General features: G+C 44.9%; 21 protein-coding genes. 10 read left to right on the forward strand and 11 right to left on the reverse strand.

The features are described from left to right. Window positions 1-78: 78 nt before the first annotated feature. A complete protein-coding gene (locus NST34_RS04340; RefSeq protein ID WP_341127242.1) occupies window positions 79-2148 on the forward strand; it encodes a class I SAM-dependent methyltransferase in 2070 nt (689 codons plus the stop codon). A gap of 98 nt (window positions 2149-2246) precedes the next feature. On the opposite strand, the gene NST34_RS04345 is transcribed toward NST34_RS04340, so the two are convergent. The 3 genes from NST34_RS04345 to NST34_RS04355 form a co-directional block, all read right to left on the reverse strand. Then, window positions 2247-2390, reverse strand: a complete 144-nt coding sequence (locus tag NST34_RS04345) for a hypothetical protein (protein WP_341127243.1) — start codon at window positions 2388-2390, stop codon at window positions 2247-2249. A gap of 10 nt (window positions 2391-2400) precedes the next feature. Further along, complete coding sequence (locus tag NST34_RS04350; protein WP_341127244.1) at window positions 2401-2856, reverse strand: hypothetical protein; 456 nt, start codon at window positions 2854-2856, stop codon at window positions 2401-2403. A 124-nt stretch (window positions 2857-2980) separates the two neighbouring features. Continuing rightward, complete coding sequence (locus NST34_RS04355) at window positions 2981-3871, reverse strand: AraC family transcriptional regulator (protein ID WP_341127245.1); 891 nt, start codon at window positions 3869-3871, stop codon at window positions 2981-2983. A 127-nt stretch (window positions 3872-3998) separates the two neighbouring features. Between NST34_RS04355 and yicI the strand changes: the two genes are divergently transcribed. Continuing rightward, window positions 3999-6320 carry an alpha-xylosidase gene (yicI, locus tag NST34_RS04360; protein WP_341127246.1) on the forward strand — a complete coding sequence of 774 codons (2322 nt, stop codon included), beginning with the start codon at window positions 3999-4001 and terminating at the stop codon, window positions 6318-6320. A gap of 124 nt (window positions 6321-6444) precedes the next feature. Continuing rightward, entirely contained in the window at window positions 6445-7611 is a 1167-nt protein-coding gene (locus NST34_RS04365; protein ID WP_341127247.1) for an SGNH/GDSL hydrolase family protein, read from the forward strand. A 100-nt stretch (window positions 7612-7711) separates the two neighbouring features. Here the strand turns inward: NST34_RS04365 and NST34_RS04370 are convergent, their stop codons facing one another. Next, window positions 7712-9373, reverse strand: coding sequence for a helix-turn-helix domain-containing protein (locus NST34_RS04370; protein WP_076283843.1), 1662 nt, complete (start codon window positions 9371-9373; stop codon window positions 7712-7714). Continuing rightward, window positions 9370-11190, reverse strand: coding sequence for a cache domain-containing sensor histidine kinase (locus NST34_RS04375; protein ID WP_341127248.1), 1821 nt, complete (start codon window positions 11188-11190; stop codon window positions 9370-9372). The genes NST34_RS04370 and NST34_RS04375 overlap by 4 nt, the downstream gene beginning before the upstream one ends. A 136-nt stretch (window positions 11191-11326) precedes the next feature. On the opposite strand from NST34_RS04375, the gene NST34_RS04380 reads away from it, so the two are divergent. The 4 genes from NST34_RS04380 to NST34_RS04395 all read left to right on the forward strand — a co-directional run bounded on the left by NST34_RS04380 (window position 11327) and on the right by NST34_RS04395 (window position 16526). Further along, window positions 11327-12208, forward strand: coding sequence for a carbohydrate ABC transporter permease (locus NST34_RS04380; protein ID WP_076283845.1), 882 nt, complete (start codon window positions 11327-11329; stop codon window positions 12206-12208). After that, the gene (locus tag NST34_RS04385; protein WP_042185063.1) at window positions 12208-13041 is read left to right on the forward strand and encodes a carbohydrate ABC transporter permease; all 834 of its coding nucleotides are present in this window, start codon (window positions 12208-12210) and stop codon (window positions 13039-13041) included. Before NST34_RS04380 ends, NST34_RS04385 begins: the two co-directional genes overlap by 1 nt. A gap of 61 nt (window positions 13042-13102) precedes the next feature. Then, a complete protein-coding gene (locus tag NST34_RS04390; protein ID WP_042185065.1) occupies window positions 13103-14404 on the forward strand; it encodes an ABC transporter substrate-binding protein in 1302 nt (433 codons plus the stop codon). Between the two features lie 130 nt (window positions 14405-14534). After that, window positions 14535-16526: a beta-galactosidase gene (locus NST34_RS04395; RefSeq protein ID WP_341127249.1), complete on the forward strand. Its 1992-nt coding sequence runs from the start codon at window positions 14535-14537 to the stop codon at window positions 16524-16526. 677 nt (window positions 16527-17203) lie between these two features. Here NST34_RS04395 and NST34_RS04400 read toward each other — a convergent pair. After that, complete coding sequence (locus NST34_RS04400; RefSeq protein ID WP_076283846.1) at window positions 17204-18037, reverse strand: AraC family transcriptional regulator; 834 nt, start codon at window positions 18035-18037, stop codon at window positions 17204-17206. A 119-nt stretch (window positions 18038-18156) separates the two neighbouring features. On the opposite strand from NST34_RS04400, the gene NST34_RS04405 reads away from it, so the two are divergent. Continuing rightward, window positions 18157-20187: a beta-galactosidase gene (locus tag NST34_RS04405; protein ID WP_076283847.1), complete on the forward strand. Its 2031-nt coding sequence runs from the start codon at window positions 18157-18159 to the stop codon at window positions 20185-20187. A gap of 75 nt (window positions 20188-20262) precedes the next feature. Here NST34_RS04405 and NST34_RS04410 read toward each other — a convergent pair whose 3' ends face one another. Further along, a complete protein-coding gene (locus tag NST34_RS04410; RefSeq protein WP_341127250.1) occupies window positions 20263-20931 on the reverse strand; it encodes a hypothetical protein in 669 nt (222 codons plus the stop codon). Window positions 20932-21107: 176 nt separating this feature from the next. Between NST34_RS04410 and NST34_RS04415 the strand changes: the two genes are divergently transcribed. Then, window positions 21108-21665, forward strand: coding sequence for a DUF1273 domain-containing protein (locus tag NST34_RS04415; RefSeq protein WP_076283849.1), 558 nt, complete (start codon window positions 21108-21110; stop codon window positions 21663-21665). A gap of 85 nt (window positions 21666-21750) precedes the next feature. Here NST34_RS04415 and NST34_RS04420 read toward each other — a convergent pair whose 3' ends face one another. The 4 genes from NST34_RS04420 to NST34_RS04435 form a co-directional block, all read right to left on the reverse strand. Next, window positions 21751-23208, reverse strand: coding sequence for an amidase family protein (locus NST34_RS04420; RefSeq protein WP_341127251.1), 1458 nt, complete (start codon window positions 23206-23208; stop codon window positions 21751-21753). A gap of 266 nt (window positions 23209-23474) precedes the next feature. Continuing rightward, window positions 23475-23966, reverse strand: a complete 492-nt coding sequence (locus NST34_RS04425) for a hypothetical protein (RefSeq protein WP_234534523.1) — start codon at window positions 23964-23966, stop codon at window positions 23475-23477. A gap of 69 nt (window positions 23967-24035) precedes the next feature. Continuing rightward, entirely contained in the window at window positions 24036-25451 is a 1416-nt protein-coding gene (locus NST34_RS04430) for a HAMP domain-containing sensor histidine kinase (RefSeq protein ID WP_076283852.1), read from the reverse strand. Beyond that, window positions 25439-26119 (reverse strand): response regulator transcription factor, encoded by a 681-nt coding sequence (locus NST34_RS04435; protein WP_339271498.1) that lies wholly within the window; start codon window positions 26117-26119, stop codon window positions 25439-25441. Before NST34_RS04435 ends, NST34_RS04430 begins: the two co-directional genes overlap by 13 nt. A gap of 149 nt (window positions 26120-26268) precedes the next feature. Between NST34_RS04435 and NST34_RS04440 the strand changes: the two genes are divergently transcribed. Continuing rightward, window positions 26269-26982, forward strand: coding sequence for a YceI family protein (locus tag NST34_RS04440; RefSeq protein WP_341061190.1), 714 nt, complete (start codon window positions 26269-26271; stop codon window positions 26980-26982). Window positions 26983-26994 lie beyond the last annotated feature (12 nt).

Consider the following 26994-nt stretch of genomic DNA (forward strand, 5'->3'; position numbering starts at 1 on the left):
TTCTGTTTTTTAATTAACGGGAGTGTATATATAATAATAAGTCTATATAGTCTCCACTTTGGAGCGAAGGAGGAGTATATGCTGAAATCGTTGGAAGCTATCACCTTATACCGTGAAGGAATACAAGATCATTTGGAGGATAACCTCTGGCTGAAGCTTATTGTCCAAGCCGAGGAGCAGATTGTAAATTTGGAGCGTGTGGAATCTCTGGAGGAGTTGGACCGCAAGAATCCCGTGCTGGATTATGTGGAACGCAGTTTGCAGCTGCTAGACCAGCTTCCCCGTTCGATTTGGATCAAAGAGCTTGTGGAAGAAACATTAATCTGGTCAGAAGCAGCTAAGGGTGGCACATTGAAGGAGCGGTTACTTTGGCAGGAGGAAGGCATTAACTGTTTTGTACATAACATTGGCTCCGCGCAGTTATACGGGAAACATTTGAGCGGTACGGTCTCTGACAAAAGCGCACTGGTTCATCGGCTTATTGAAACCCATGGACTGATAGGACAGCAAATCCGTGGGGAGGTGCCTCCGGAAGTAAATAAGCCGCTTCGTGATCTTGTGGAGGAACAGTTACTGACTGCCGAGGAACTTGAACGTTTGCTAACCGTACTCAATCATTGCATCATCGGAGCTGTATCTCCCGAGCTATGGCTGAATGTAGAGCATGAAGTGAAACAGCTTATCACTCTGATTGCATCCGGTGAACTTGCTAGTCCAATGCCGATGAAAGAAAGACTGCGCAGAATGCGGCTAGGTCCGATCTCTAGAGGAGAGGATTTCACTACGGAGTGGGCAAAGCTGACACAGGAAGGCTTCCATGCGGAACGGTTGGAGTCTTTAAGTAACACTATCTTCTGGTATGTGGAATCTGCAATGCAGACTTTCTCGTTGGAGCAATTTCTGAAGGTGATGTTGCTTGCAGCTCAAAGGGCTCAGAATGAACCCCTACGTCATATCAGCTTCGAGCAGGTTATGAACAGTATTTACTATGACTACAAGGGTGTTAAGAAGATCAATGTTTATAAGAAGCGGATTATAGAAAAATATTTATCGGAGCTTAGATGGGAGGATATCGAAAAAGGGACTTTACCTGATGAGAATCCTCATCTAATGCTTCGTCCATACGCTAAGGAACATCTGCCAGACACGGTGTTTTTTCAGTTTCAATTCTCGGCAGCGGCAGAGAAGCTGATCGAATTCTGTATGGAAGCTGAAAAATCGCCCTTGTATGAACGTGCTGTATTGCTGTTATTCGACTTGTTCGAGCTACGCAGGGACGCCTTCGACCGTTTTCATAATGAAGATACCTACTTAAGTCAAATGAATAATACAGCAGATTATAAGGCTGTGATTCTGGAGCATGTCATTGGGAAAAAAGTGCTGGATATCGGCCCAGGCGGCGGTGTGCTGCTGGATTTACTGGAAGAGCGGATGCCAGAGGTTACCCCTATCGGCATTGATATATCGAGCAATGTAGTGGAAGCTCTGCGGCAGCGCAAGCAACGGGAAGGTCGTCAGTGGGAGGTCCTGCAGGGAGATGCATTGAACCTTGAAGATTTCGTAGAGGCTGAAACGGTGGGTACGGTAATTTTTTCTTCGATTTTGCATGAGCTATATTCTTATGTGCCGCTTAATGGTAAAAAGTTCAATCATGACACCGTCTCGGCCGCCCTGCGAAGTGCTTTTGATGTATTGTCAGTGGGCGGGGTTATCATTATCCGCGATGGGATAATGACCGAACCCACAGCATTGCTGCGGAAAGTTCGTTTTCTGGAGGAGGACGGTATGGCGTGGCTGGAGCGTTATGCGAAGGATTTTGCCGGACGTCAGCTTCAGTATCAGAGATTAGGGGAAGAAGAAGTACTCATGCCTGTTAATGATGCCATGGAATTTTTATATACGTATACCTGGGGCGAGGAGGCTTACATTCATGAGGTCCAAGAACAGTTTGGTTACTTTACCCCTACGGAGTTTGCCTCATTTATTGAACAGACTTTAGGAAAGCAGGCGAAGATTGAAGTCTTCCGGCATTACTTGCAAGAAGGTTATACCGAAGCGCTGCGCGATAGAGTAAGGTTCATGGATGAGAGCGGACAGGAAGTGGCCTTGCCAGACAGCACCTGCTTTATCGTGATTCGGAAGGAATAGTTGAAAGATAACATCATCTGCATATAAAAAAGCAATCGGCAACCCCTTTGATGTGGTAGGGGTCCGATTGCTTTTTCTATATAGAGATTTTGTCTTTGTTAGATTAGTATTTCTAGCTGCGACTTATCAGAATCTTCGGCTAAACGCTGAATTTCTTGGTAGGTGGCTAATTTCTCAGTCCATTCCTGATCTTTAATTTTATCTCCGGTGTCTTTTATGGTATCGCCTAACGTTTCATTCATTTCCGATATTCTATCTTACGATTTTGGATAACTGCTCACGTTTGGCTGTTGCAGAATGAGTAGAACGAGCTTCATCCGATAGATCTTCTTTTTGAGCTTTTTCTAAGTTCTTTTGTTGCTCTTCAAAGGTGTACTTCGCAATTTGTTGGTCAATCGTTTGGAGCTGTTTATCGAATTCCTTAAGTTGATCTTGAATAGAATCAAGGTTATGTGAGTTTTTGGTGGTTCTTTCAATTAGGCTGTTCTTGCTATCGATGATACTCTGTTTTTGTTTAAGTAGAGAATCAACCATTCCGCTCATTTTAGATTGATTTTGAAAAGCTGCTTTTGCAGATTTGCTTATCGATAAGTGGTCTCCGCTACCACTTGTCTTGCTGTTTGAATTTATGGTTTTATCGTTAGTTTGGTGACTAACAGCTACATTAAGTCTCGTTCCCATAGCAGAGGTCATATTCGTTATATGCATAGCTCATTCTCCTCCTACGACGATAAGATCTATCTATAATATATCGGAAAATCAGCAGGAAGAATTAATAAAGAGAGCCGTTAGCTTCAGAACGACCGATGAATAGAAGTCGAACAATAAGATGTCAACGGGACCCCTTCCTAAACTCCGAAGGCGAGCATTTCATCGCTCTGCGAAACACTTTAATAAAATAGCTCACATTATCAAATCCGACCTCGAATGCGATGTCGGATATTTTTCTGTTGCTTTGTTGCAGTAGATCGGCGGCTTGGCGAATTCGGTAAGAGTTAATGTAATCTACTGGAGTCTTACGGGTCATTTCTTTGAAAAAACGGCAGAACTGTCCTTCACTCATGGGGATAAGGTCGGAGAGGTCCCGAGTTCTAATCGGCACCTGATAGTTATCCTGAATATAGAGAATAATCTTCTTAAGTCGATTGATCTTAGTAGTATCAGCGTCATCCAGCTGGCTGCGGTTTACAAAACGATCCTCTGGAGCAATCAGCGAGAGCATGATGAGTAACGTGCCTTTAATAAAAGCTTCAAACCCGGGAGATTGCGCAGCGTAGGCGTCCATCATGCGTTCTAAGTGTCGCAGAAGTTCATACTGCCATTTCACAGCCGGTGTTAGGTGGCGAGGAAAGCTTTGTCTTTTCTCCTGAAGGGGTAAGATGGTGTTCTGCTGGATCGTATCATATTGGGCACTAGCGAGAAGATCAGGAAGAAACACGAGCGCACAAAATTTGCAGGGCGTATCTTCGTTCAGTACATAGGCAGCGTGAATATCACCAGACTCGATAAATACAGCCTCACCGGCTTTAAGTGGGAAATATTCGGTATCCACCTGAAACAGAATTTCTCCTTCGAGCAGCATAAAAAACTCCGCTTCTTCATGCCAATGGGTATCGAGGATATGTGTTCCAGCCGGTAATTCTATCCAATAAGCTGCAAGCGAAAACATGCTATCGCCATGCACTCTGTCTTCTTTTAGCAAACTCTGGGTTGTACGGTCCATAAATGCCACTCCTTTCGGATAAAACATCAAAATAGTGTTATAAATGAGCTATATAGTATTAGTTTTGTTTATTTTTTATCGGTATAATGCAACTATAAACACCAAATTGAAAGGTGGCAAGTACACAATGAAATTTACTGATGGTCTCTGGCTGGTGCGTGATGGTATCACGATTAACGGTGCAGTTCAAAATTATGTTGTAGAAAAGACTCCAGATGGATTAACAGCAATTACTCAAACAACTCCAATCACAGGGCGTTCAGCGACGCTGAATTCAACCCTGCTTACTGTAAAATTTCATTCCCCGCTTCCAGGTGTGGTAGGGGTTAAGATTATTCATCATGATGGCGTACAAGAACGCGGTCCAGTCTTCGAACTCACGAAAGGTACTGGAGATCACGTTACGATTGAAGAAAACGATTCCGAGACTGTGCTGATCAGCGGCGGACTGCGTGTAGTGATTCGCAAAGGCCAACAATGGGCTGTGGATTTCTATCGTGGAGACGAGAGAATTACAGGCAGCGGTTTCAAGTCCATGGCTTATATCACGGATCAAGACGGCAACACGTATATGCGTGAAGAGCTGGATCTCGGTGTAGGTGAATTTGTTTACGGTTTGGGCGAGCGTTTTACCGCTTTTGTAAAGAATGGACAGACCGTAGATCTTTGGAACAAAGACGGTGGTACTAGCTCCGAGCAAGCTTATAAGAATGTTCCTTTCTATGTAAGCAGCAAAGGCTATGGCGTATTTGTTAACCATCCTGAGTTGGTTTCTTATGAGATTGCTTCGGAAAAAGTGAAAAAAGCGCAATTCAGCGTAGCTGGAGAGAGCCTAGAATACTTCGTGATTGATGGTCCTACCATCAAAGAAGTTATCAGCAACTATACATCACTTACTGGCAAGCCTGCACTTCCTCCAGCTTGGACATTCGGCCTGTGGCTGACGACTTCTTTCACTACCGACTACGATGAAGCAACCGTAAACTCCTTCGTAGATGGTATGGCAGAGCGCGATCTGCCACTGAGCGTATTCCACTTCGATTGTTTCTGGATGCGTGAATATCAATGGACCGATTTCCAGTGGGATGAGCGTGTATTCCCTGACCCAGTAGGCATGCTGAAACGCCTGAAAGATAAAGGGCTGAAGATCTGCGTATGGATCAACTCTTATATCGGGCAACGTTCCCGCTTGTTTGAAGAAGGCAAGAAAAATGGTTATCTGCTCAAAAAACCTAACGGTGACGTTTATCAATGTGATTTGTGGCAAGCAGGTATGGCACTGGTGGACTTCACCAACCCTGCGGCTTGTGAATGGTATGCCGGCTACCTGCGTGATTTGGTAAATATGGGCGTAGATAGCTTCAAGACAGACTTCGGCGAGCGTATTCCTACAGATGTAGTTTACTTCGACGGATCTGATCCGATGAAAATGCACAACTACTACACTCAATTGTATAACAAGGTTGTATTTGAAGTGCTAGAAGAGAAGCTTGGTAAAAATGAAGCGGCATTGTTCGCACGTTCTGCAACTGCCGGTGGCCAACAGTTCCCAGTTCACTGGGGCGGTGACTGCTACGCAGATTATGAATCCATGGCAGAGAGCCTTCGCGGTGGATTGTCTCTAGGATTGTCTGGTTTCGGTTTCTGGAGTCATGATATCGGTGGCTTTGAGAACACGGCTCCGGCACATGTATTTAAACGCTGGTTGGCGTTTGGACTATTGTCCAGTCACAGCCGTCTGCATGGTAGCACTTCGTACCGTGTGCCTTGGGCTTATGATGATGAAGCTTGTGATGTTACCCGTTTCTTCACCAAACTCAAATGTAGCTTGATGCCTTATCTGTATGATGTAGCAGGACAGGCTCATGAACATGGCTGGGCTTCTATGCGGGCTATGGTTATGGAATTCCCGGAAGATCCTACTTGCGAAGTGTTGGATCGTCAATACATGCTAGGTGAATCCTTGCTTGTAGCCCCAATCTTCCAAGAAAACGGCGAGGCGAAGTACTACTTGCCGGCTGGTCGCTGGACTCACTTGCTTACTGGTGAAACCGTACAAGGTGGATCATGGCGCAAAGAGAAATATGATTTCTTTAGCCTGCCACTATTCGTTCGCCAGAATTCCTTGCTGGCAATCGGCAGTGTGGATAACAAACCGGATTACGACTATGCGAATGGCGTTAAATTCGGCTTATATTCACTTGAAGATGGCACTACGACTTCTGCAACCGTTCGTGATCTCAAAGGTGCTCCTGAATTGACTGTGAAGGCTGACCGTAAAGGCAGTACGGTAACAGTTACTGCGGAAGGTAGCGGTAAAGAATTCTCGCTTTCACTTAAAGATCTGGGAGCTATCGCTTCTGTAGAAGGTGCAGAGCAAGTAGATGAAACTACAGTAAAAGTAAACGCAGGTGCAAAAACCGTATCGTTTACGATTACATTGAAATAAGATTGTTTCTTAAAGCATATTGATATAGCCATAACCTCTCTTGTAAACTGGGTGGATGATCTGTTCCCTTGGTTTATTGGAGAGGTTTTAGTGTTACAATCTTACTGAATAACGGGGGAACGTTATGGATACTAATTTAACAAAGGGAAGTGGAGTATTGAACCAGACGGAATATACCTCAGCAACGGTTCTTTCAACTGCAGCGAATTTTATAATGAATAGGCAAGAACCGTTTACGCATACCTTCCGGACTTATATTCGTTTAAGGGAAAATGGTACGTTGAAGTTAAAGTTCTGGCATAGCAACGCGGTGGATTCTACATGGGATCAAGGGCAAGAAGCTGTAGGCAGTGAACCTGGAGGCGACTGGGTTATCGAGACAGCTTATATCGCTGACGGAGGAACAGAACCAGACGGAACGATAACTGAAAATACACAGCATGCGCTTACCTTTGAGGGCAAAGCCTCAAAAACCGTTGCGGCTAGCGAATGTTTCTGGAGTGATGAGACAAGCATTGTTCTGCCGGAGGGTCATTACTTGGCGTTTACGTGGACGATTAAGACACTCACTGCAGGTAAATCGATTCCTTTCAATGTTGAAGGGATGCTGGTTTCAGCTTATGACGCGCCCGGAAATCTTGCCGCACAGCAATCAGCGGATGGTTTTACAGCGTCTGATAATCTTTTAGTACTGCCAAGCTTCATTGGGTATAAGAAATCTGTTACCAAGAAACTAATATTCTTGGGGGATTCGATTACTCAAGGTGTGCGGACATTAAAGGATGAGTACGAATATTGGGTCGCGAGAATTGCGGATGGCCTTGGCACGGATATTGGTGTATGGAATCTTGGCTCTGGCTGGGCTAGAGCTTATGATGTCGCCGCGGATGGTCCATGGCTAAACAAAACTAAGCAAAGTGATGAAGTGATGATCGTACTCGGAGTAAATGATATTGATATTGGCTGCCGTTCGGCGGACGAGCTTCTTGGTGACTTGCAGACCATTATTTCTAAGATCAAGGGGGCAAATGCTGAAGCTAATATTATTCTAAGTACGGTGCCACCGTTCAATTTTCAGGGTGAAAGAGAAGAAACTTGGCGCAAGGTGAATCGTGAGATTTTGTCTAATCCGCCTATAGGTGTGAGCCGGGTGTTTGATATAGCAAGCCTATTGTCATTGCCTGCACCAGACGATCACCGGATCAGACCAGAGTTTATGAGTGGAACAGACGACCCGCATCCGAACGGCATAGCCGGTAAGACGGTCGCGGATGCCTTTTTAAAAATATAAGAAAATATAAGTTTCACGCTATACATTATCTTTATATTTCTGCGAGAAAACGGTTGTCTTCCATAAAGGAGACAACCGTTTTCTCGTAGCGTGGTATTAATTAAATTTTAAACTGGTTTCGATAGTCCTTGGGTGATACACCAACCTGTTTCTTGAATACCTTGCTAAAATACTTCACATCATGAAACCCCACCATTTCGGAAATTTGCGACAGCTTTAGACGAGGGTTCTGCATAAGCAATTTAGCTTTATCTATCCTGACGTTAACGATGAAATCGGAGAAATTAATGCCGTATTCCTGTTTGAATCGGCGTGAAATATATTCGCGGCTAACAAAGAACTTTCCGGCAATCTCCTGTAAGGATAGATCAGAGGCATAATTGAGTTCGATATATTTCACGATATCATGCATAGGATTGCTTTCTTTAGCTTGTTTAGCGGCTATCACTTCTGATATTCGCTCCATCAGATCAAATGACCAGTCACGCCAAGCAAATAAGGAGAACGAGTAACCATTCGTATAAGGAGCTGGGTGAAGCTGGTCGGCCTGTTCTAACTCGGCTAGTGCGCTATCGGCATCAGGGCCTAACGTTTCCCGTACCAACTGGGAACGAAATAAGAGTGCATCATTCTTCCACGAGTTTAGAATCTCTGGTGTAACAATTCCGCATCGGCTAAGCTCGTCCACCCAGTGCTGTGCTGCCGCGGACAATACATCAGTGCTTCCGCTGATGACCGCCATTTTCCAATCTTCCTTCACATGTGCGAAGATCGTCGGCGATGCATGTCCTTGAATTTCTGTCTTTGCGGTTTCATTGCGCTCTTTAAACTCTTCGGAGGAAGTAGAAAAATGGCAGTAATCCTCATGAATTAATAAATTTCTACGCTGTAAGGCCTCAGCCACCTCTGCACGCTGATAAGATAATTGCTTAGGCAGGTTACCGATGCAGCTAATTCCGAAATGCATTCGGACCTGCAAAGTAGAGTAGATCCCCTGATTAATTCTCCCTATAAGCTCGACAACAGACGTTTGGATATCCCATAGAATGATGGCAATCTCCGAAGGACCTCCCCAGTAACGAAAAGCCACACCCTTACGCTGACCTTGCAAAAATTCATTACAAATATTGACGATAGCGTAGTTCAGGAGACCGGTGTCTCCTCCAAAACGGTTAAGAAGGAGATTATTTCCTGTATCTATCTGCACAAGTATTAGGCGCGAAGAGAGGACGTTTTCCGGGATAATGCCATCGCTTCGCAACCTTCGAAGAGATAATTCCGAGTTGATCGGATCATCGATTAGCGCGGATAGCAGTTTTTCTCCGTAGATGGGCTTGAACTCATTAAGCTGAATGTTCTGCTTCTGTCGTTCTCTACGGTCAGCTTCCTCTGAACGCCAAGCAGCCACTGCCTTAGCGATTGCTACATTGATTGCCTCCGCTTCAATGGGCTTAAGGATATAATCAATTCCACCATGACGAACAGTCTGGCGCACGAACTCGAAATCATTATGTCCGCTGACCACAATGAATTTGATGTTGCCGGCAAATTCGTTAACCCATGTCATTAATTCTACGCCATTACCGGATTCCATCATCATGTCCATAATGACCAAGGCTGGTTTCGCTTGCCGAATGATCTCAATAGCTTCATTTCCGTTTCCGGCTTCCAGAATTTCATTGATTTGATGTGCGTCCCAGTCGACAAGAAGTCTAACAGCTTTTCTAACTCTCGCCTCGTCATCAACAATTAACGCCTTCATATCGTCTCACGCTCCGCTATAATGTCTATTTCCAGTCTTACAACCACTCCACCTGCTCGGAGGTTGTCCACCGTCAAGATGGCGCTATCTCCGCATACGAGCTTGAGCCGAGCCAGAACGTTCGGCAGACCAATACCAGATCCTGTAGCTTCCTTGTCTTGCTCTGTATTTCTTAATAAATCTATATCTGTTCTAGTGGAATGTTGAAGCTTCTGCCGCAAAAGATCCAGTTTCGCTGTAGGGATAGCATTTCCATTGTTTTGAATACAGATTTCCATTCGCTTGTCGCCCAATTTGGCCGCGGTGATCTCAACAAATCCGTCTGAGCGGGAATGGTTAAAACCGTGTTTGAAATAGTTTTCTACAATAGGCTGCAGAATCATCTTAGGCATAAATGTCTCTAAAAGAGCTTCCTCCATATCGTAACGGAAACTGAATTTATTTTCAAAACGTTCCTTCTGTAGTTCGATGTAAGCTTTGACATGATCCAGTTCATCCTTAACCGTGACAACCTTCTCCTCATTGTACATGCTGTAGCGCATCATTTTCGCTAGTGCAGAAAGAAGAGAGTAGATTTGGGGTACTTTAAGTTCCAAGGCAAGCGTACCGATGATCTGCAAGGTGTTGTTAAGGAAATGCGGATTGATTTGCGCTTGCAAAGCCCGCAATTCATTCGTTTTATTAGTTAATTCCAGCTTGTATTCTCTTAGGATCAGATTGTTGATCGTATCCATCATACTGCGGAACCGTTCTGTAACGACACCGATCTCGTCTTTGCCCATGGGACGGATATCGATATCAAGCTTCCCGGTCTGGACCTGATTCATATAGCGGGTCAACTGCTTAATCGGGGCGGTGATTCGAAAAGAGATTAGGATCGTTAGCGTTGTAATTGTAATCAGCAGCAGGACCATCAGTGCTATATTGATCGTTGCCGCCTCATTGGCTTCTCGGAAAAGATAAGATACGGGAATCTGCTTCACCAGCGTCCAATTTAACCCTGGACCTTCGATATTCTGGTAAATAAACATAGCTTTATCCTCTTCAAAGTATCCTTGTGAGCTTTGCTTGTCCCTGATATTCGTATCGTACCAAGCTGCATTCAGTTTCTTGCCGAATTCTTCACTATTGTCCCCGTAGACAATGTTTCCGTTGCCATCCAGCAGCCAGATTTTCTCCTGCTTCTGATCATATAACTGACTGATGATGTCGGTTAGAGCCGTTAGCTTGACATCAATCGACAGGTAGCCAAGCGCTTTTGTGGTAGGGACTCTTTCGATTCTTCTGTGTAAGGTAAACACTGGCTCCGGTATAAATTGCGGGATCGGTGCCGTTAGGCCGTAGCTATGACTTAAATGCGTACTCTGTAAGGATACCGCAGAATCGGTAGTGATCTTGGAGTCAGGATAAGGTGGAACACCCTGCCAACGTTTCGGTGTATTTTGGGTGAGCAGAGTGGCTTTGCTGTCCTTGACACCGTATAAATAGACCTGAGATATGTCAGGCATAGATGATGAAATGTAATTTAGAGAAGAATAAATTCGTGCATTTGCTAGCATATCCTCGTATCCAGCTTCGAGAGATCTGTAGAATTCTGAATCTGAATAGACGATAAGGGAGAGTCGATTGATTTCCTGAATCAGACTTTCAATGTTTCTAGTACCTTGAAAGAGAAGGTTCGTATTCTCATCTACTGCTCTTGTTCTTAAGGATTGAGTACTAAAGTGGTAGCTTATAAACATCGTGGCCATAATACAAATTAGTGTTGGAAGTAGGATGAAAACGATCATTTTTGTGCGAATCGTGTTCCATTTCATCGAAATTTGTCACATCCGATCAATATTTTACACCTGAAAGATCACTTCCGTAGGTGTGAGGTGCGCTCAAAAAAACAGATAATATGTGTATAAAGCATAAACAAGTAAGTGAGCAAAAGAAAGGGGGGGACAATAAATGCGCGGCACTAAGTTGTCCCAGTTAGGTCAACAGGTATTCTTCGTTGGTCCTGCAGTTTTGTTTTTTACCTTAATAACGATTATCCCATTTATCATGGGGATGTATTACTCCTTCACAGACTGGAACGGTGTATCCGGTAATGTAAGTTGGGTCGGATTTCAAAACTTCACCACTATATTTACGAATGACCCCGACTTCTGGTCTTCCTTTTGGTTTACCGTAAGATTTACTGTGTTAGGTGTAATTTTGACTAATGTGGTAGGGTTTTTCCTAGCTTATCTGTTAACGAAACCATTAAAGACACGTAACATGCTTCGGACGATCTTCTTTATGCCGAACGTTATTGGGGGATTGTTGCTCGGGTTCATCTGGCAATTTATCTTCATCAAAGGGTTCGCAACAATGGGAGAACTCACAGGCTGGTCGTTCTTTAATCTTCCTTGGCTGGGTGATGCAACAACCGGCTTCTGGGCGATTGTAATGGTTTTTGTTTGGCAGTCTTCCGGTTATCTGATGGTTATCTACATCGCTTCTCTCAGTAACGTATCGAAAGAAGTCCTGGAAGCGGCTGATATTGATGGTGCCTCTCGTTGGCAGGTGCTACGCAACATTGTAGTTCCATTAATTATGCCTGCTGTAACTATTGGTTTGTTCTTAGCCATTTCTTGGTCCTTCAAAATGTTCGACCTTAACCTTTCCTTAACGAAAGGTGGACCGTTCAAATCTACTGAATCGGTTGCTATGAATATTTACAATGAAGCCTTCCTGAACAATCGTTACGGTCTGGGTACTGCTAAAGCGCTGCTGTTCTTCGTTATCGTGGCGATTATCACCCTGATTCAAGTCCGTATTACGAAGAGCAAGGAGGTAGAAGCTTAATGAACGCCAAGACAAAAAGCAGATGGAATATCGGCGTGGAAGTGTTGATGATTCTTCTGGCCCTGCTCTTCCTGTCTCCATTTTATTTCTTGCTAGCAAACTCAGTGAAATCGTTCGGTGAAATTCTGAGTGATGCTGCAAGCTGGCCACAGACATTTATGTGGTCGAACTATACAAGTGCTTGGAAATTGGCACGTTTCGGTGAAGCTTTCCGAAATTCGGTTATCATAACTGTTATCAGTGTTATTCTAATCTCTCTGTTTAGTGCGATGGCTTCTTATCGTATGGTTCGGGCGAATACGAAATTTAATCAGTTTTTGTTACTGTTGTTCGTAGCCGCAATGGTTGTTCCGTTTCAAACGATCATGATTCCAATCTTGAAAGTTGTAAATGTAATGGGAGTAAACAACTCCTTCCTGGGTTTGATTATCACGAATCTAGGGATCAGTGTTCCAATGGCAATCTTTCTATTCCACGGCTTTATCAAGTCCGTTCCGCTTGAAATTGAAGAGGCGGCTACAGTTGATGGATGTAATCCAATTACCGTATTCTTCCGTATAGTACTTCCTTTGCTGAAGCCAATGGTAATGACAACGATCGTGCTTAATGCACTTGGGATATGGAATGACTATCTGCTGCCTTCCTTGATTCTTCAGGCACCAGAACTTCGGACCATTCCGCTGGCGACCTTCTCCTTCTTTGGTCAATACACCAAACAATGGGATATGGCGCTTCCGGCTCTCGTAATCGGGATTGCTCCAATTATCATTTTCTATCTGTTCATGCAGCGTTACATTGTTGAGGGAATAGCGGCTGGCTCGGTGAAAGGTTAACACCGAGCCCTCCGTTCCAAATATTTCATAAGTAGTCCACTATCTTAAGGGGGAAAATATAATGAATAAGAAACGCTCGGCAGTTGCACTTTCGGCAGTAATGGCTATGAGTTTAGCATTAACAGCATGCGGTGGAGGCAATAACGCTTCTAGTAACTCACAAAATGGAAGCGCTGGCACAGATAAAGGTGAAGTAAAGACGGTTAAGATCTTTCAATTCAAAACTGAAATCGTTGAAGGTCTTAATGAGCTTAAGGTTGAATTTGAAAAAGAACACCCTAACATCAAGCTGGATATTCAAACCGTTGGTGGTGGTGCCGATTACGCTGCAGCACTGAAGACTAAGTTTGCTTCCGGCGACGCGCCTGACATTTTCTCAAATGGTGGATATGCTGAAATGGAGCTTTGGGGAGATAAGATGGAAGATCTATCCGATCAACCTTGGGTGAAAGATCTGATTCCTATGGCAGCAGAGCCAATGACTAAAGACGGTAAAGTGTACGGTATGCCAATGAACCTTGAAGGAATTGGTTTTGTATATAACAAAGACCTGTTCGAAAAAGCAGGCATCACTGAAACTCCTAAAACATTGTCACAACTAGAAGATGCAGCTAAGAAATTGCAAGCGATTGGCGTAACTCCTTTTGGTAATGCGTATCAAGAATGGTGGCTCCTTGGTAACCAAGGGATCAGCGTAGCATTCGCTCAACAAGATGATGTAAATGGCTTCATTAAGAGCTTGAATGATGGTACCGGTACAATCGTAGGTAACAAAGTGTTTGAAGATTGGAGCAACTTGCTCAACTTGACTTTGAAATACGGACAAAAAAATCCGTTGACTACAGATGCTAACACTCACTTGGCTATGTTTGCTAAAGGTGAAACTGCAATGATGCAAGAAGGTAACTGGGCACAAACCCTTGTTGATAACATTACACCTGACATGAACATCGGTATGTTCCCTATGCCAATCAATGAAGATGCTGCAAAGAATGACAAAATGACTGTAGGTATTCCTGCAAACCTTGTTATCAACAAAGATTCCGGATCTAAAGAAGAAGCTAAAACATTCTTGAACTGGTTGGTAACTTCAGATATGGGTAAAGAGTACATCGTTAAAAAATGGAAATTCATCCCTGCGTTGTCCACCATCGAAGCAACTCCTGAAGATATCGGTAAGCTTGGATCTGACGTATGGAACTATGTAAAAGAAGACAAAGTATATGGTTTGCAATCCTCTAAATTCCCTGATGGTGTAACTCAAGAATTTGCTAGTGTGATTCAACAGATGATCGCTGGCAAGGTTGATGTGAATGGCTGGATGACAGGCATGCAAGCAGCTTGGGACAAGCTTAAGAAATAAGTGAAGCTCGTTCATAAAGAAGATTAAAATGGACTAGTGGTTAACAAAGGCGTTCTCCGTATACCTCATCATTATGAGACGGGGAGCGCCTTTTATTTTGGTGATAACAAGATAGGGGGAGAGGACGCCGGTGAAGCGATATGATCTTATTCAGATAGGTGTGGACTATTACCCGGAGCATTGGGAAGAATCCATGTGGGAACCAGATATCAAATTAATGAAGGAAACAGGTGTCAAGGTAGTTCGAGTCGCCGAGTTTGCATGGAGCCGGTTAGAGATAGCGGAGGGCAATTACCAGTTCGGGTGGCTGGACCGCGCGCTGGATCTTTTTCATAAGTATGGATTACAGGTTGTGATTGGTACGCCCACAGCTACACCTCCTAGATGGTTAACTACGAAATTTGCAGACGTGCTGCCGGTATTTGCGAAGGGAGAGACCTTTCATCCAGGGGTACGCGGACACCGCTGCTATAATAGTACATCTTTGCGCGAATACGGAAGTCGTATCACGCAGCGACTTGCGGAGCACTATAGTAAACACCCGGCCGTTATTGGTTGGCAGACTGATAATGAATTCGGGATGTTAGATTGTCATTGTGATGCTTGTAATATAGCGTTTCGCAATTGGGTGAAAGCCAAATATGGTAGCCTTGATCGGGTGAATGCAGAGTGGGGAACGGTTGTGTGGAGTGGAGAATATAGCGATTGGAATGAGCTTACTGTTCCACTGGGCGGATCACCACATCAGAATCCATCATTCCTGCTAGATTATCAGCGGTTTCAGTGGGATTCGGTGGTAGCATTCCAGAAGACCCAGATTGATATTTTGCGGTCTGTTTGTCCGCAGCATTTTATCACTCATAACTTTCATAGCTATCCACAGCGTCTGGATATGTACGCAGTCGGTGCTGATCTGGATGTCGCTGCATTTGACTATTATCCGAATACTTCGCCAACCAAGCAAGCGACAACACCATATAGCGGAGCACTTTCACTAGATGTAACCCGTGGTATTAAACGTCAAAACTTCTGGATCATGGAGCAGCTAAGTGGTTCACCAGGTTGTTGGATGCCGATGTGGAGAACGCCGTATCCTGGGATGATTCGTGCTTATGCGTGGCAGACGATAGCCAGAGGTGCGGATACCGTCGTTCATTTCCGCTGGCGTAGTGCAGTCGCGGGAGCAGAGCAATTCTGGCACGGACTGATTGATCACAGCAATGTCCCAGGACGAAGGTTTGCGGAGTTCACTCAGTTATGCCATGAGGTTAATACACTCGGGGAGAAGCTAACTGGAACGACGCTAAAGAATGAAGTAGCTATACTCCATTCTCATGAAGAGAAAGCAGCGCTGGATATTCAGCCTCAGGCTGAAGGATTCGATTATTATGAGAATATTAAACAGATACACCGTGCAGTGACGAAGCTCGGTATGGGTTGCGATGTTATCGATCTTAGACAATCGCTGGATGGATATAAAGTAGTGATTGCTCCGAATTTATATTTGCTGGATGAGGAGATCGTACGTAGTTTGGAGGATTTTGCACTAGCTGGCGGAACTTTGCTTATTACCAATCGAAGTGGCGTGAAAACTACAAATAACATCGCAGTCATGCAGCCACTACCGGGGCTACTGAGCTATTGCACAGGGGTTGAAGTGCTGGAGTATGATCCAATAGGTGCTGAAACCCATAAGGTCGTTGATGCTGAGGGGAACCAATATGAATGCACGCAGTGGTGCGACATCCTGAGACCTGTTGTGGCATGGCCGATTGCGTGGTATGGCGATGATTTCTATAGTGGAACTCCGGCTGTAACCGTCAATGCTTTTGGAAAAGGTCAGGTTTATTACTTTGGGACTCATATGGAAGAGAGATTCTGGTCAGTTTTATTGGTGCGCCTTTCCAAACAGCAGGGGCTGTTTAGATTTGAGGGTTTGCCGGATGGAGTACAGGCCTCTGTGCGTTCGGGAGATCAAGGAAGCTTCTTATTCTTGCTTAATTTGAGCCGGGAGTCTGTGACGATCCCGTTACCACAGGAGTATAACAGTCTGCTGAATCAATCGATTTGTTCAGGAGAACTGCAGCTTGAGCCGTATGGTGTGGAAATTCTGGAGATGTAGGATTCTAAGTAACCGTTGATGGGAAGGGCATTCTTATCTCCTTCGGCGTATGATCGAATCCTTGTGAATGTGAATGTGAATGTGATTGTGATTGTGATTGCACTCTGTGCAATAGAATTCCTTTTTGGGTGGGGGGATTTGAGATCTGTTGCAGATTGTGCAATCAGATTGGTGGGAAACGTCCATTTTGATGGGTTTCACCAGATTCTAATGCACGAAGTGCAATAGAATGCTCGAAATGAGATGGAAAAGGGCATTCTAATGTATGAAGTGCAATAGAATACACTTTTTGGCGGAGACTGTAGCTGTCGAGACAAGTCAGTTGGTACGATGCGGAATAGCTGAACTGGAAGGAACGGAGAGTTGGTTTGATACAGAATAGTTGCACTTTCTACACTTATTTTATGCTCTCGGCCTATGAAATGGATTTAGTTGTATTTAGTACAGCTATAATGCGAAGTATCGCGGTTCACAGCCAAATGTCGAGGATATAACTGCACAGAATACACTTATATGGATATTTTCTGCTGAACAGGCTGATTTAAGTGTACAAAATGCAGTTACTCTGACACACATGCCCATACTAATGAGATCTACACAGCGATGAGCTCTATCATACGAAACCTTATGTAGCATTCCACTATGCAGGAGGCGATTAAGCTGTACACCTTAGAGTATTAGTGAAGTCGTCTAAACTGCTCCGGTGTAGTTCCTGACTGCTTGCGAAAGGTGGCAACATAATGGCTAACATCACGGAAGCCTACTCTCTGCGAGATGATTTTTACAGTAAGATCCGGCTGGCTTACGAGCATTTCTTTGCTTTTACGGATACGTAGCCGTACGAAATAGGCATAAGGAGATAGCCCAAAGGTTTGTATGAATAGATTGTTGAGATATCGCCCTGAGACGCCGAGCTGATCGGCTAGATCGTTAAGTCCGAGATCAGGATCACCATAATGGCTGTCCATCCATTTCAGAAGCGGCTGCAGCTTATCCACATTGCGGGATATCGTTGTGTTGTTATGCAGTTGCCCATATTTGCTTAAAGTAAGCAGAAAGCGATAAGCATCAGTGGAGGCAGTCAGACCAAACATGTCCTGTGAGGCATCATACTGATCAAGTATTTCTCTTAGCAGCTTGGAGAGAGGCGCCTCTTTTTCCCAGCGGTAAAAAGAATTCATATTCATCCCCAGCGTCTCCAAAATAGACCCTGCAGAGCTGCCTCCGAACGTTAAATAAGAGGTGCTCCAGTTAGCAGCCGAAGCTTCATAGCGATGTGGAGTATAGGGGAGAAGTAATACACCACTGCCTGCGGGAAGGGAGAAGCTTTTATTCTCAAAATGAATCACCCCTTCACCAGACGCCGTTTGGAGCCAATGATAGGTTTCGTAGCCATCTAAGCGGGATACTTTTTCCTGTTGATGATTGTGACCGATACTGTCTAATGTGATAGGTAGATCCTGTCCACCCTCATGGGGGAACACAATTCTACGATGCACGATTCCCTTCAATGACTCCATCTCCTCTTAGTTCCATATTCTTATATGCTGGGAAGATTATTTTATATTTATAGCGTCAGGTTAACCGATTACAATATATATATAATTATACTATAAAGGATGTGCGAAGTGTGATTAACGATAAATTACCTAAGATTTGGTACGGTGGAGATTACAATCCAGAGCAATGGGATGCGCCTGTATGGGCAGAGGATGAGCGTATGTTTAAACTGGCAGGAATTGATGTTGCCACAATTAATGTGTTTTCCTGGGCGCTGATCCAACCTTCCGAAGACACTTATGATTTCTCATCACTAGATGAATTAATGGATAGACTATATAAAAATGGTACTTACGTATGTCTGGCAACAGGTACAGGAGCGCACCCAGCTTGGATGGCTCATCGTTATCCAGAAGTTACTCGTGTTGATGTGAAGGGCAGAAAACGCAAGTTCGGTGGACGTCATAACTCGAATCCAAACAGTCCGGTTTACCGCAAGTTTGCAGCGAAGCTGGCAGGAAAGCTGGCTGAACGTTATAAGGATCATCCGGCGCTTGTAGCTTGGCACGTTTCGAATGAGTTCAGTAACTATGATTATTCTGATTTATCTGAAGCGGCGTTCCGTGTCTGGTTGAAGGATCGTTATGGTTCTCTGGATGCATTAAACAAAGCGTGGAATACACGTTTTTGGGGACATACGTTTTATGATTGGGAAGAAATTGTACTGCCTAGTGAGCTGAGTGAAGAATGGGATGGCAACCGCACCAACTTCCAAGGCATTTCCTTAGACTTCCGTAGATTTATGTCTCATAGCTTGCTGGAATGCTACAAAATTGAGAGCGATGCGATTAAGGAGCACAGTCCTAATGTACCTGTTACCACTAACTTGATGGGCTTTTATGATGAATTGGACTATTTTGAGTGGGCTAAACATATGGACGTTATTTCTTGGGACAACTATCCTTCACTCGATACTCCGGTCAGCTTTACAGCCATGGCGCATGATCTCATGCGTGGATTGAAGAATGGACAACCGTTCATGCTGATGGAGCAAACGCCAAGCCAGCAGAACTGGCAGCCCTATAACTCTTTGAAACGTCCAGGGGTTATGCGCTTGTGGAGTTATCAGGCTGTTGCGCGTGGTGCAGACACTGTTCTATTCTTCCAGCTGCGTCGTTCAATTGGTGCATGTGAGAAGTATCATGGAGCTGTTATTGAGCATGTCGGACATGAGCATACGCGTGTATTCCGTGAATGCGCTGAGCTAGGTAAAGAGCTGGGACAGCTTGGAGATCAGCTATTGGATGCGCGTAGTGCAGCTAAAGTAGGGATTATTTATGACTGGGAAAACCGCTGGGCCATCAACCTTTCAAGCGGACCATCCGTAGCTTTGGATTATGTGAATGAGATCCATAAATATTATGATGCACTCTACCAACAAAATATCGAAGCCGATATGATCGGTGTAGAAGAGAATCTGTTCAAATATGAGATTGTAATCGCACCTGTGATGTATATGGTTAAGCCGGGTTTTGCTGAGAAGGTTGAAGCTTTTGTAAAAGCAGGCGGTACATTCATTACGACTTATTTCAGCGGAATTGTTAATGAGAACGACCTCGTAACCGTAGGTGGCTACCCTGGGGAACTGCGCAACGTACTCGGGATCTGGGCTGAGGAAATTGATGCACTGCTGCCAGGGATGAGCAATGAGATTGTGATGGACAAAGCGTGGGGCAATTTGAGTGGTTCTTACAAATGTGATCTGCTCTGCGATCTGATTCATGCCGAAGGTGCTGAGGTTTTGGCAGAGTACGGATCTGATTTCTATAAAGGAATGCCAGCCTTGACGGTGAATAACTTTGGTGAAGGTAAAGCGTATTACGTGGCTACCAGCCCAGAAGCGGGATTCTTGAAAGGATTCTTAGCCAATCTGTGTGCCGACAAGAACATTCAGCCGCTAGTAACTGCACCGGAAGGTATCGAATCTGTGCAACGTGTGAAGGAAGGCGTATCCTACCTATTCTTGCTGAACCACACCACTGGTGATTTGAGTGCGGATATTGGTGCTACTGAGCGTACGGATCTTCTGACTGGCAATAAGGTTAGCGGTTCTGCTGTTGTGCCAGCCCGTGGAGTATTGATTTTGTCAGATAAGAACTAATTCGTAGTATATATAAAAAGATCTCCGGGGAACCAGCTTGTCCCCGGAGATCTTTTTTTGTGGTGCAGCATTTCATTAGCTGCTGCTGCTCGCGCTGTCATCTGGAGTAGCTCCACCCGGATTGCCATTACTTAATGTAATGCTCTCCGCCACGGTGGAATCTGATTTAAGTGTGTATTGGATAATATCATCAGCCTTCAGTTCTGCTAAGGTGATCGCATTTTCTTGACGCGTGCCATTGTCGAAGGTAACCGCTACGATTTTAGTATCCGCATCAATCGTAATGTCTGTGGTTTCATCGGAGAAGCTTTGCTGCATTCTACCTCCCTGTGGCCCACCGCCTTGTCCTCCGCCACCTTCCGGCATTTCCCCTTGTGGCATCCCACCCTCGGGCGCAGCGCCATTTCCTGTACTTTGATCGCCATCAGGTCTTTCCGGCGGGGTACTGCCTTGACTGTTCTGCCCGTCACCTTCTCCAGCACCTTGTCGGGGCATAGACATGTCCGATTTATAGATGGTTAGGGTAGTATCGCTTACACTCTTAATCTTCCCGAAATTCATGGACATATTAGGTCCGCCATTCTGTTGATCGCCGTTTGCTTGTGGTTGTTTGGCTGCTGAACCCCTGTCTGCTTGGTTATTTGCAGCAGTTGTTCCTTCGGCCTCCGAATTCGCGCTGCAGCCAGCCAATAATAGAGAAGCGAGTAGGCCTCCAGATATTAGAATAGGGACGAACTTTCTCATTTTTTATTCCTCCTTAGTAGGTTAAAGATAGATTAGGAGAAATATAACAAACAGTTCTGAAAGTTTGCTTAATTTCCGCTGAGAGTTTGCCTAAAGAAATGAAATATGCAAATGTTATATAATGAACAAATATGTGGACTTAAAGGATAAGCCAACGTTCAGGAAAGAGGCAGCACATGAAGACTTTACTAGTAACGGGGTATCGTGCGCACGAGCTCGGTATTTTTGACAATAAGCATCCAGGGATTCCTTATATTAAAAAGGCACTAGCTAACCGATTAAAACCTTTGATTGAAGAAGGCGTGGAATGGGTGATTACGCCCGGCCAGTATGGTGTGGATCTGTGGGCATGCGAAGTGGTGAGCGAACTTAAGCTGCAATATCCGGACTTAAAGCTTGGGATCATTACAGCGCATACCGGACAGGAAGAGAAATGGAAAGAAGAAAAGCAGAACGAGTATCGGCGTATTATTGCGGGTGCGGATTTCTTCGGGGCGGTCAGTAATGCTCCTTATGACGGTAGCTGGCAGTTTCGGGCTAGAGACGATTTGTTGTTCCGCAAAAGTGACGGAATATTGCTCTTTTATGATGAGGATGCGGCGGAGGGGAGTCCGAAGTTTTTTAAAGAGCGGGCGCTGAAGCTGCATGCTGAAGGAGAGTATGAGTTGTTTCTAATTCACTCTGATGAAATTCAGAATATTGCCGATGAAGAGAATCAACGTGACTATGAGTAAGTATATGTAGATTTTGGAAAAGTAAAGGCCCGTAAACAGTGAATGAGACCATCACCGTTTACGGGCTTTTTGATATAAGAAGTGATCAGATAAAACTCTTTAGTGATGGTGCTTTTCGCACCTTGTAGTTTTGTTCATAAGCATAGGCGAGCTTGATGAGTGTAGGCTCCTGATAAGCTTTCGCTGAGAAGGTTACACCGAAGGGGGCGCCTGCTGATGTATAACCGGAAGGCACAACGATGGACGGATATCCTGCTCTGGAGGTAATTCTGGCGCCGAAATCGGCGGGGAACAGCAGGGCATCCAGATTGTGCTCCTTCATGGTGGCGTCGATGCCTTCTTCCTTACATAGTTTTAGGTCAGTCGCACGGTGGAGCAAATACTTTGGTTCGGTTTGTGTGCCGGAAGAGGTATATTCCGCATCTATTAACGTAGCTTGACCATATCTCAAAGTCTCCACAGGATGTGCATGGTTAAAATCTATAATATCCTTTAAGGTTCGCATCGGTGCCCCAGGGCCCAAGCGAGATAAATAAGCGTTCAAGGCTGTTTTGAATTCATTCAATACCACAGAAGAATAACTAATTTCCCGGGCAGTCTTAATATCCGCAGGATCAATAATAGTAGCCCCAAGCTCTCTCATTCTATCTACGGAAGCATTGAACAGTGCAAGTTGTTCATCTGTCAGCTCCTCGAAATAATAATCACGCGGGATACCTATACGCGCGCCTTGCAAGCCATTCTCGTCTAGAAATACAGTGTAATCTTCGTGGATTCTACCTATGTTCGTTCCCATAGCTGCATCTTGAGTATCATTGCCGAGCATTGCGTTTAGCAGCAGAACGGCATCACGAACGGTTCTGGCCATAGGGCCAGCAGTATCTTGTGTATTGGATAGCGGAAGGATTCCCGAACGGCTGAGCAGTCCAACGGTTGGCTTAATGCCAATAATGGAGCCCAAGTTACCAGGGTTAAGGATCGATCCCGAGGTCTCTGTGCCGACAGAAACTGTACAAAAGTTACAAGCGACAGCTACTGCAGAACCTGCACTGGAGCCACCTGTTGGTGTAGATATATTGTAGGGGTTAAGGACTTGCCCGCCGCGGGAGCTGTATCCGGAGGGCATGCCGGTTGTCATAAAATTGGCGAATTCGGTCATATTGGCTTTACCCATAATGATTGCTCCGGCTTCACGCAGTTTGGTAACAATAAACGCATCTTCCCCGGCAAAAGAATTCGCCAAAGCCAGCGAGCCTGCGCTAGTATGCATTTTATCCCCTGTATTGATGTTATCCTTCAATAACACAGGTATGCCGTGCAGGGGGCCCCGGGAGCCGTTGATCGTACGTTCAACATCTAGAGATTCTGCGATAAATAATGCATCAGGGTTGATCTCCAGCACAGAGTTAATCGTCAGGCCATTTTTGTCATGATCAGCTATGCGTTCATAATACATGAGAACTAGTTGTTTTGACGTAATTTCTCCGGCTTCTAATGCAGCTTGAATCTCCGGTATAGTGGCTTCTACGATTTCAAAACTCATGTGCGTTCACGCTTCTTTCCCTTTAGGATATAGCTTCCCCTTCATCTAACCATAATTTGGGTTTTAGTGGTAGTATTCTTTTTATACTACAAATTATTGAATGATGGCCTCGGTAGTTAGAGGGGCTATTAATGTTTTTTATTAGCGAAGTTTTGGGTAGAGCTTGCAAGCGCGCAACTGAAAAAAGGTGTCCAAATCGCCAAAACAAATGGCTGTTAGGACACCTCTTTTTATTTTTTTCTGATAGGAGTTGTTATTACCCCTGCTTACCCCTGTGCTGTAAATCCCTCTTCTGCTAAATATTCTTTAGCTTCCTCAAGGGTCTCAAAGGCCATTTCTAGATTAAGGTCGGCATAGACATACCATAAATCATCCTCAAGTTTTAGAGTCAGTGTATGGCCCTCATCATTAGTCCAGAGTGAGTCGGCGGCTGCCGCAGCCTTTTTCTTTCTTTTGCTGGCTACAGGGGCGTCTGGAATGTAGATAGACAGTGAGGTGATGGAGGCATCCAACAGACTCCGCAGCTCGGATTCCGAGTAGTCGCGAATGTTCACAAAGCCCTTATCATCTGCCTCATAGCCCCGCAATAAGCCTGCGAACACATAACCATTCCCATTAGGATGCAGATGGTAAGCAACGGTTTTCTTATCATGCTGGCTTTCCTCGTAGTGATAGTTCACGCGCCCAAGGGATACGTTTTTACGTTCCAGTTGGGGGTAAGAGTCGAGAATCGCTAATTTTTGTTCAAAAGTAAGCATATACAGCCTCCGGTTTTCGGTGTGATTGTGCACATGATTATACCATGACGATGGCCCGCAGACTATTTTTTAGTGATCAAGCGGCAGAGACAGCACGAAGGTACAGCCTTCCTGGGAGTGCTTCTCAAGCACAAGGCTTCCGTTCATAGATTCGGCTAAAAGACGGCTGAAGGTGAGACCGAGTCCCAGACCCCGTAGTGTGCTCTGTTTGTCGCTACCTCGGAAAAAAGCCTCGAAGACGTGCTCACTATGATTTGATGAGATGCCCAGCCCATTATCCTGAACACGAATCTCCGCCATGCCATGACCTTGCTGTTCAAGCAGCTCTACTGTAAGCTGCACCATTCGGTCTGGGGCTTTGGCTTGTACACTGTTATTAAGTAAATTGACGATGATTTGTTGGATACGTAGCGGGTCCCCACACAAAAATAAGGGAGTTCTTGGCATATGGAGCATAGGCTCTGCAACTTCATCCGCTTGTGTCAGCTTCCATTGATACACGATTTCAGATAACAGTGGCACGGCATCCAGTCGATCGTGACGGACAGAGACGATTCCTGCAGTCAGTGCGTTGTAATCCAGAAGATCGGCAACCATCCGTTGCAATCGTCCAGCTTCCTGCAAAGCAATATCTAGAAATTCCACAGCTTCATCGTCTTCGACAACCCCTTCACGAACGGCATGGATTAGGCCTTTAATAGAGGTTACTGGTGTCTTTAGTTCATGGGATACACCGGCTAACATAACCGCACGGGACTGCTCAAATTGTTGTAACTTGCCTGCCATCTCTTCAAAAGACAACATCAGTTCATGGATTTCTCGTTCTTTGGCGTCCTTATCCAGAACGATATCATAACGGCCATGACTGATTTGAGCGGCTGCTTTGGCTACTTTCTGGATCGGTTTTGCCAGTTTACGAGACAAGAGGTAAATGGTTAGCCAACTTAATATGATTAGAAATAGCAACAGGATGGAGAAAAAAATGATCTCCTCCTGAGGGATATGCCTCAGCGATTTCTTGGATTGAAGGACAATCACCTGTCCCAGCGTTTTGCCATCCGATTGTATGGACGCTACTGCAGCTTTGAACTCCGGACTGCGAGAGTCGTTAAGGCTATCATTAAGTTTATGCCTCATCTCATCTTCAGTTAGTGGTGGCATAGAGAACAGCATCTGATCTTGCTGATCCGTAATGATTACACACATTTCTACGGTTAACTTGAAGAATCGTTTTCGGTCTTCAATGAGCATTCCAAGATTTTGGCTGATCTCTATTGAACCCTCACGATTTACGCTCCGGTCGGCAATCTCCTGTGCTAATAATCCAGTAGTCTGCATCCGGTTACTCATAGCTTCTTGTTGGATCCACCAGAACGTCGTTAGTGCAGTTAGCAGGAGGCCAACACTAATGATGAGCAGGTAACGAATCGTCCAATAGGAGAGAATCGAAGTACGTTTGGGGCTGCTTTTCTTTAGGTTGTCCATAATTGATATCCTGTCCCTCTCAGGGTACGGATTTCCCCCTCATCTACTGGCCAATGCGACAGCGCTTGGCGAAGTCTTTTGATAGACAAGTCCACGGCTCGGTCACTTCCTTCGTAATCCATCTCCCAGACATGTTCTATTAATTGCTCGCGAGTACATATTTGATTAGGTCTTTCAGCCAGAAATAACATGACTGACATATCACGTGGACTAAGACTCATCTCAACCCCGTTTAAAAAGACAGCTCGTGCAGTAAAGTCGATAAACAAACTGCCATAATGCCGTTTGCGGCTGCCATCGGACCACTGTGAAGGACGGCGTAACACAGCATTCACGCGTGCCACCACTTCCTCAGGAATAAAGGGCTTAGACATATAATCATCCGCACCACCGTCGAGACCGGCTAGTCGGTCATTGATCCCGTCCCTTGCGGTGAGCATGATCACGGGACAGCTGCTTTTTTCACGGATCAGCTTTAGCAGTTCAAAGCCGTCCATGTTTGGCAGCATGATGTCGAGTAATACTAATGAGGGAGGTGTTATAGCAAAAGACTCCAGCGCAGCACGTCCGTCGGCTACACGGGTGACATGGAAGCCTGCTTTTTTCAGATAGGCACTGAGGACCCTGGAGATAGCTTCCTCATCTTCAACAATTAGAATGGATCTCATCATGTGGTGGTCCTCCAATCTATAAAATTACGACAAGTTTAACACATCATAGCTCGCTCTGCTCTGACTTCTTCCCGACTTATTGCTTTGTTAGAATGAGGGACGAGCTTGAAAATATACAGAATATTTTGAATATTGGAGGGAACAGGATGAAGAGAAAAAGAATAGCCTTGATCGCTGCCGGAGTCATTATCGTAGGAGTAGTCACAGGTTATACATTGCTGGATAAATCGCTGGGCAATAATGTACAGATCGAGTCCGTGATTCCAGGGCAAGCCACAACAGCCGGTAATGGAGAAAGCACGACTAACACTGGAGCACCAGCAGGAGCGACGGTCACAGCCGACCAATTAAACGGTGATTGGACGGTTACGGATGCTTCTAAAGTATATTGGTCAGTAACCACCTCTAAAGAAACAGTAAACTTCGTGGATAACAAAGTTCAAGGTACCTGGAAAGTTAATATAGAAGATTCTACTTCGATGGTTGGAGAAGGGTCAGTAGATATGAGCGCTCTGGACTCTGGTAATGGTCAAAGAGATGAGCATGTAAAAGGGGAAGACTTTCTAGCCGTTACGGAATTTCCACAATCTACGTTTGTCGTTAAATCATTCTCGGAGCTGCCAACGGAATGGACCGAAGGAGCCACTGTGCCGGTTGAAATGCAAGGAGCGCTTACAGTGAAGGGTGTAGAAAAGGATGTTACCTTCCAGTCTCAAGCAGCGTACAGTGGTGGACAGCTGATGCTGTCGGGTACAACAACAGTGGCTTTTTCTGATTTTGGCTTAAGCAATCCACACACCGTTGTGCTGGATACGGAGAACAATCTTGAGGTTCGATTAGAGCTTGTATTGACGAAATAGTAGTCTTTCCGT

The organism is Paenibacillus sp. FSL H7-0714 (assembly GCF_038003765.1).
Classification (GTDB): Bacteria; Bacillota; Bacilli; order Paenibacillales; family Paenibacillaceae; genus Paenibacillus_AQ.

What these genes read in the sequence shown, in the direction of transcription:
- NST34_RS04340 (WP_341127242.1), top strand. Translation starts at nt 79, where the DNA reads ATGCTGAAATCGTTGGAAGCTATCACCTTATACCGTGAAGGAATACAA.
- NST34_RS04345 (WP_341127243.1), bottom strand. Translation starts at nt 2,390, where the DNA reads ATGAATGAAACGTTAGGCGATACCATAAAAGACACCGGAGATAAAATT.
- NST34_RS04350 (WP_341127244.1), bottom strand. Translation starts at nt 2,856, where the DNA reads ATGCATATAACGAATATGACCTCTGCTATGGGAACGAGACTTAATGTA.
- NST34_RS04355 (WP_341127245.1), bottom strand. Translation starts at nt 3,871, where the DNA reads ATGGACCGTACAACCCAGAGTTTGCTAAAAGAAGACAGAGTGCATGGC.
- yicI (WP_341127246.1), top strand. Translation starts at nt 3,999, where the DNA reads ATGAAATTTACTGATGGTCTCTGGCTGGTGCGTGATGGTATCACGATT.
- NST34_RS04365 (WP_341127247.1), top strand. Translation starts at nt 6,445, where the DNA reads ATGGATACTAATTTAACAAAGGGAAGTGGAGTATTGAACCAGACGGAA.
- NST34_RS04370 (WP_076283843.1), bottom strand. Translation starts at nt 9,373, where the DNA reads ATGAAGGCGTTAATTGTTGATGACGAGGCGAGAGTTAGAAAAGCTGTT.
- NST34_RS04375 (WP_341127248.1), bottom strand. Translation starts at nt 11,190, where the DNA reads ATGAAATGGAACACGATTCGCACAAAAATGATCGTTTTCATCCTACTT.
- NST34_RS04380 (WP_076283845.1), top strand. Translation starts at nt 11,327, where the DNA reads ATGCGCGGCACTAAGTTGTCCCAGTTAGGTCAACAGGTATTCTTCGTT.
- NST34_RS04385 (WP_042185063.1), top strand. Translation starts at nt 12,208, where the DNA reads ATGAACGCCAAGACAAAAAGCAGATGGAATATCGGCGTGGAAGTGTTG.
- NST34_RS04390 (WP_042185065.1), top strand. Translation starts at nt 13,103, where the DNA reads ATGAATAAGAAACGCTCGGCAGTTGCACTTTCGGCAGTAATGGCTATG.
- NST34_RS04410 (WP_341127250.1), bottom strand. Translation starts at nt 20,931, where the DNA reads ATGAGAAAGTTCGTCCCTATTCTAATATCTGGAGGCCTACTCGCTTCT.
- NST34_RS04415 (WP_076283849.1), top strand. Translation starts at nt 21,108, where the DNA reads ATGAAGACTTTACTAGTAACGGGGTATCGTGCGCACGAGCTCGGTATT.
- NST34_RS04420 (WP_341127251.1), bottom strand. Translation starts at nt 23,208, where the DNA reads ATGAGTTTTGAAATCGTAGAAGCCACTATACCGGAGATTCAAGCTGCA.
- NST34_RS04425 (WP_234534523.1), bottom strand. Translation starts at nt 23,966, where the DNA reads ATGCTTACTTTTGAACAAAAATTAGCGATTCTCGACTCTTACCCCCAA.
- NST34_RS04430 (WP_076283852.1), bottom strand. Translation starts at nt 25,451, where the DNA reads ATGGACAACCTAAAGAAAAGCAGCCCCAAACGTACTTCGATTCTCTCC.
- NST34_RS04435 (WP_339271498.1), bottom strand. Translation starts at nt 26,119, where the DNA reads ATGAGATCCATTCTAATTGTTGAAGATGAGGAAGCTATCTCCAGGGTC.
- NST34_RS04440 (WP_341061190.1), top strand. Translation starts at nt 26,269, where the DNA reads ATGAAGAGAAAAAGAATAGCCTTGATCGCTGCCGGAGTCATTATCGTA.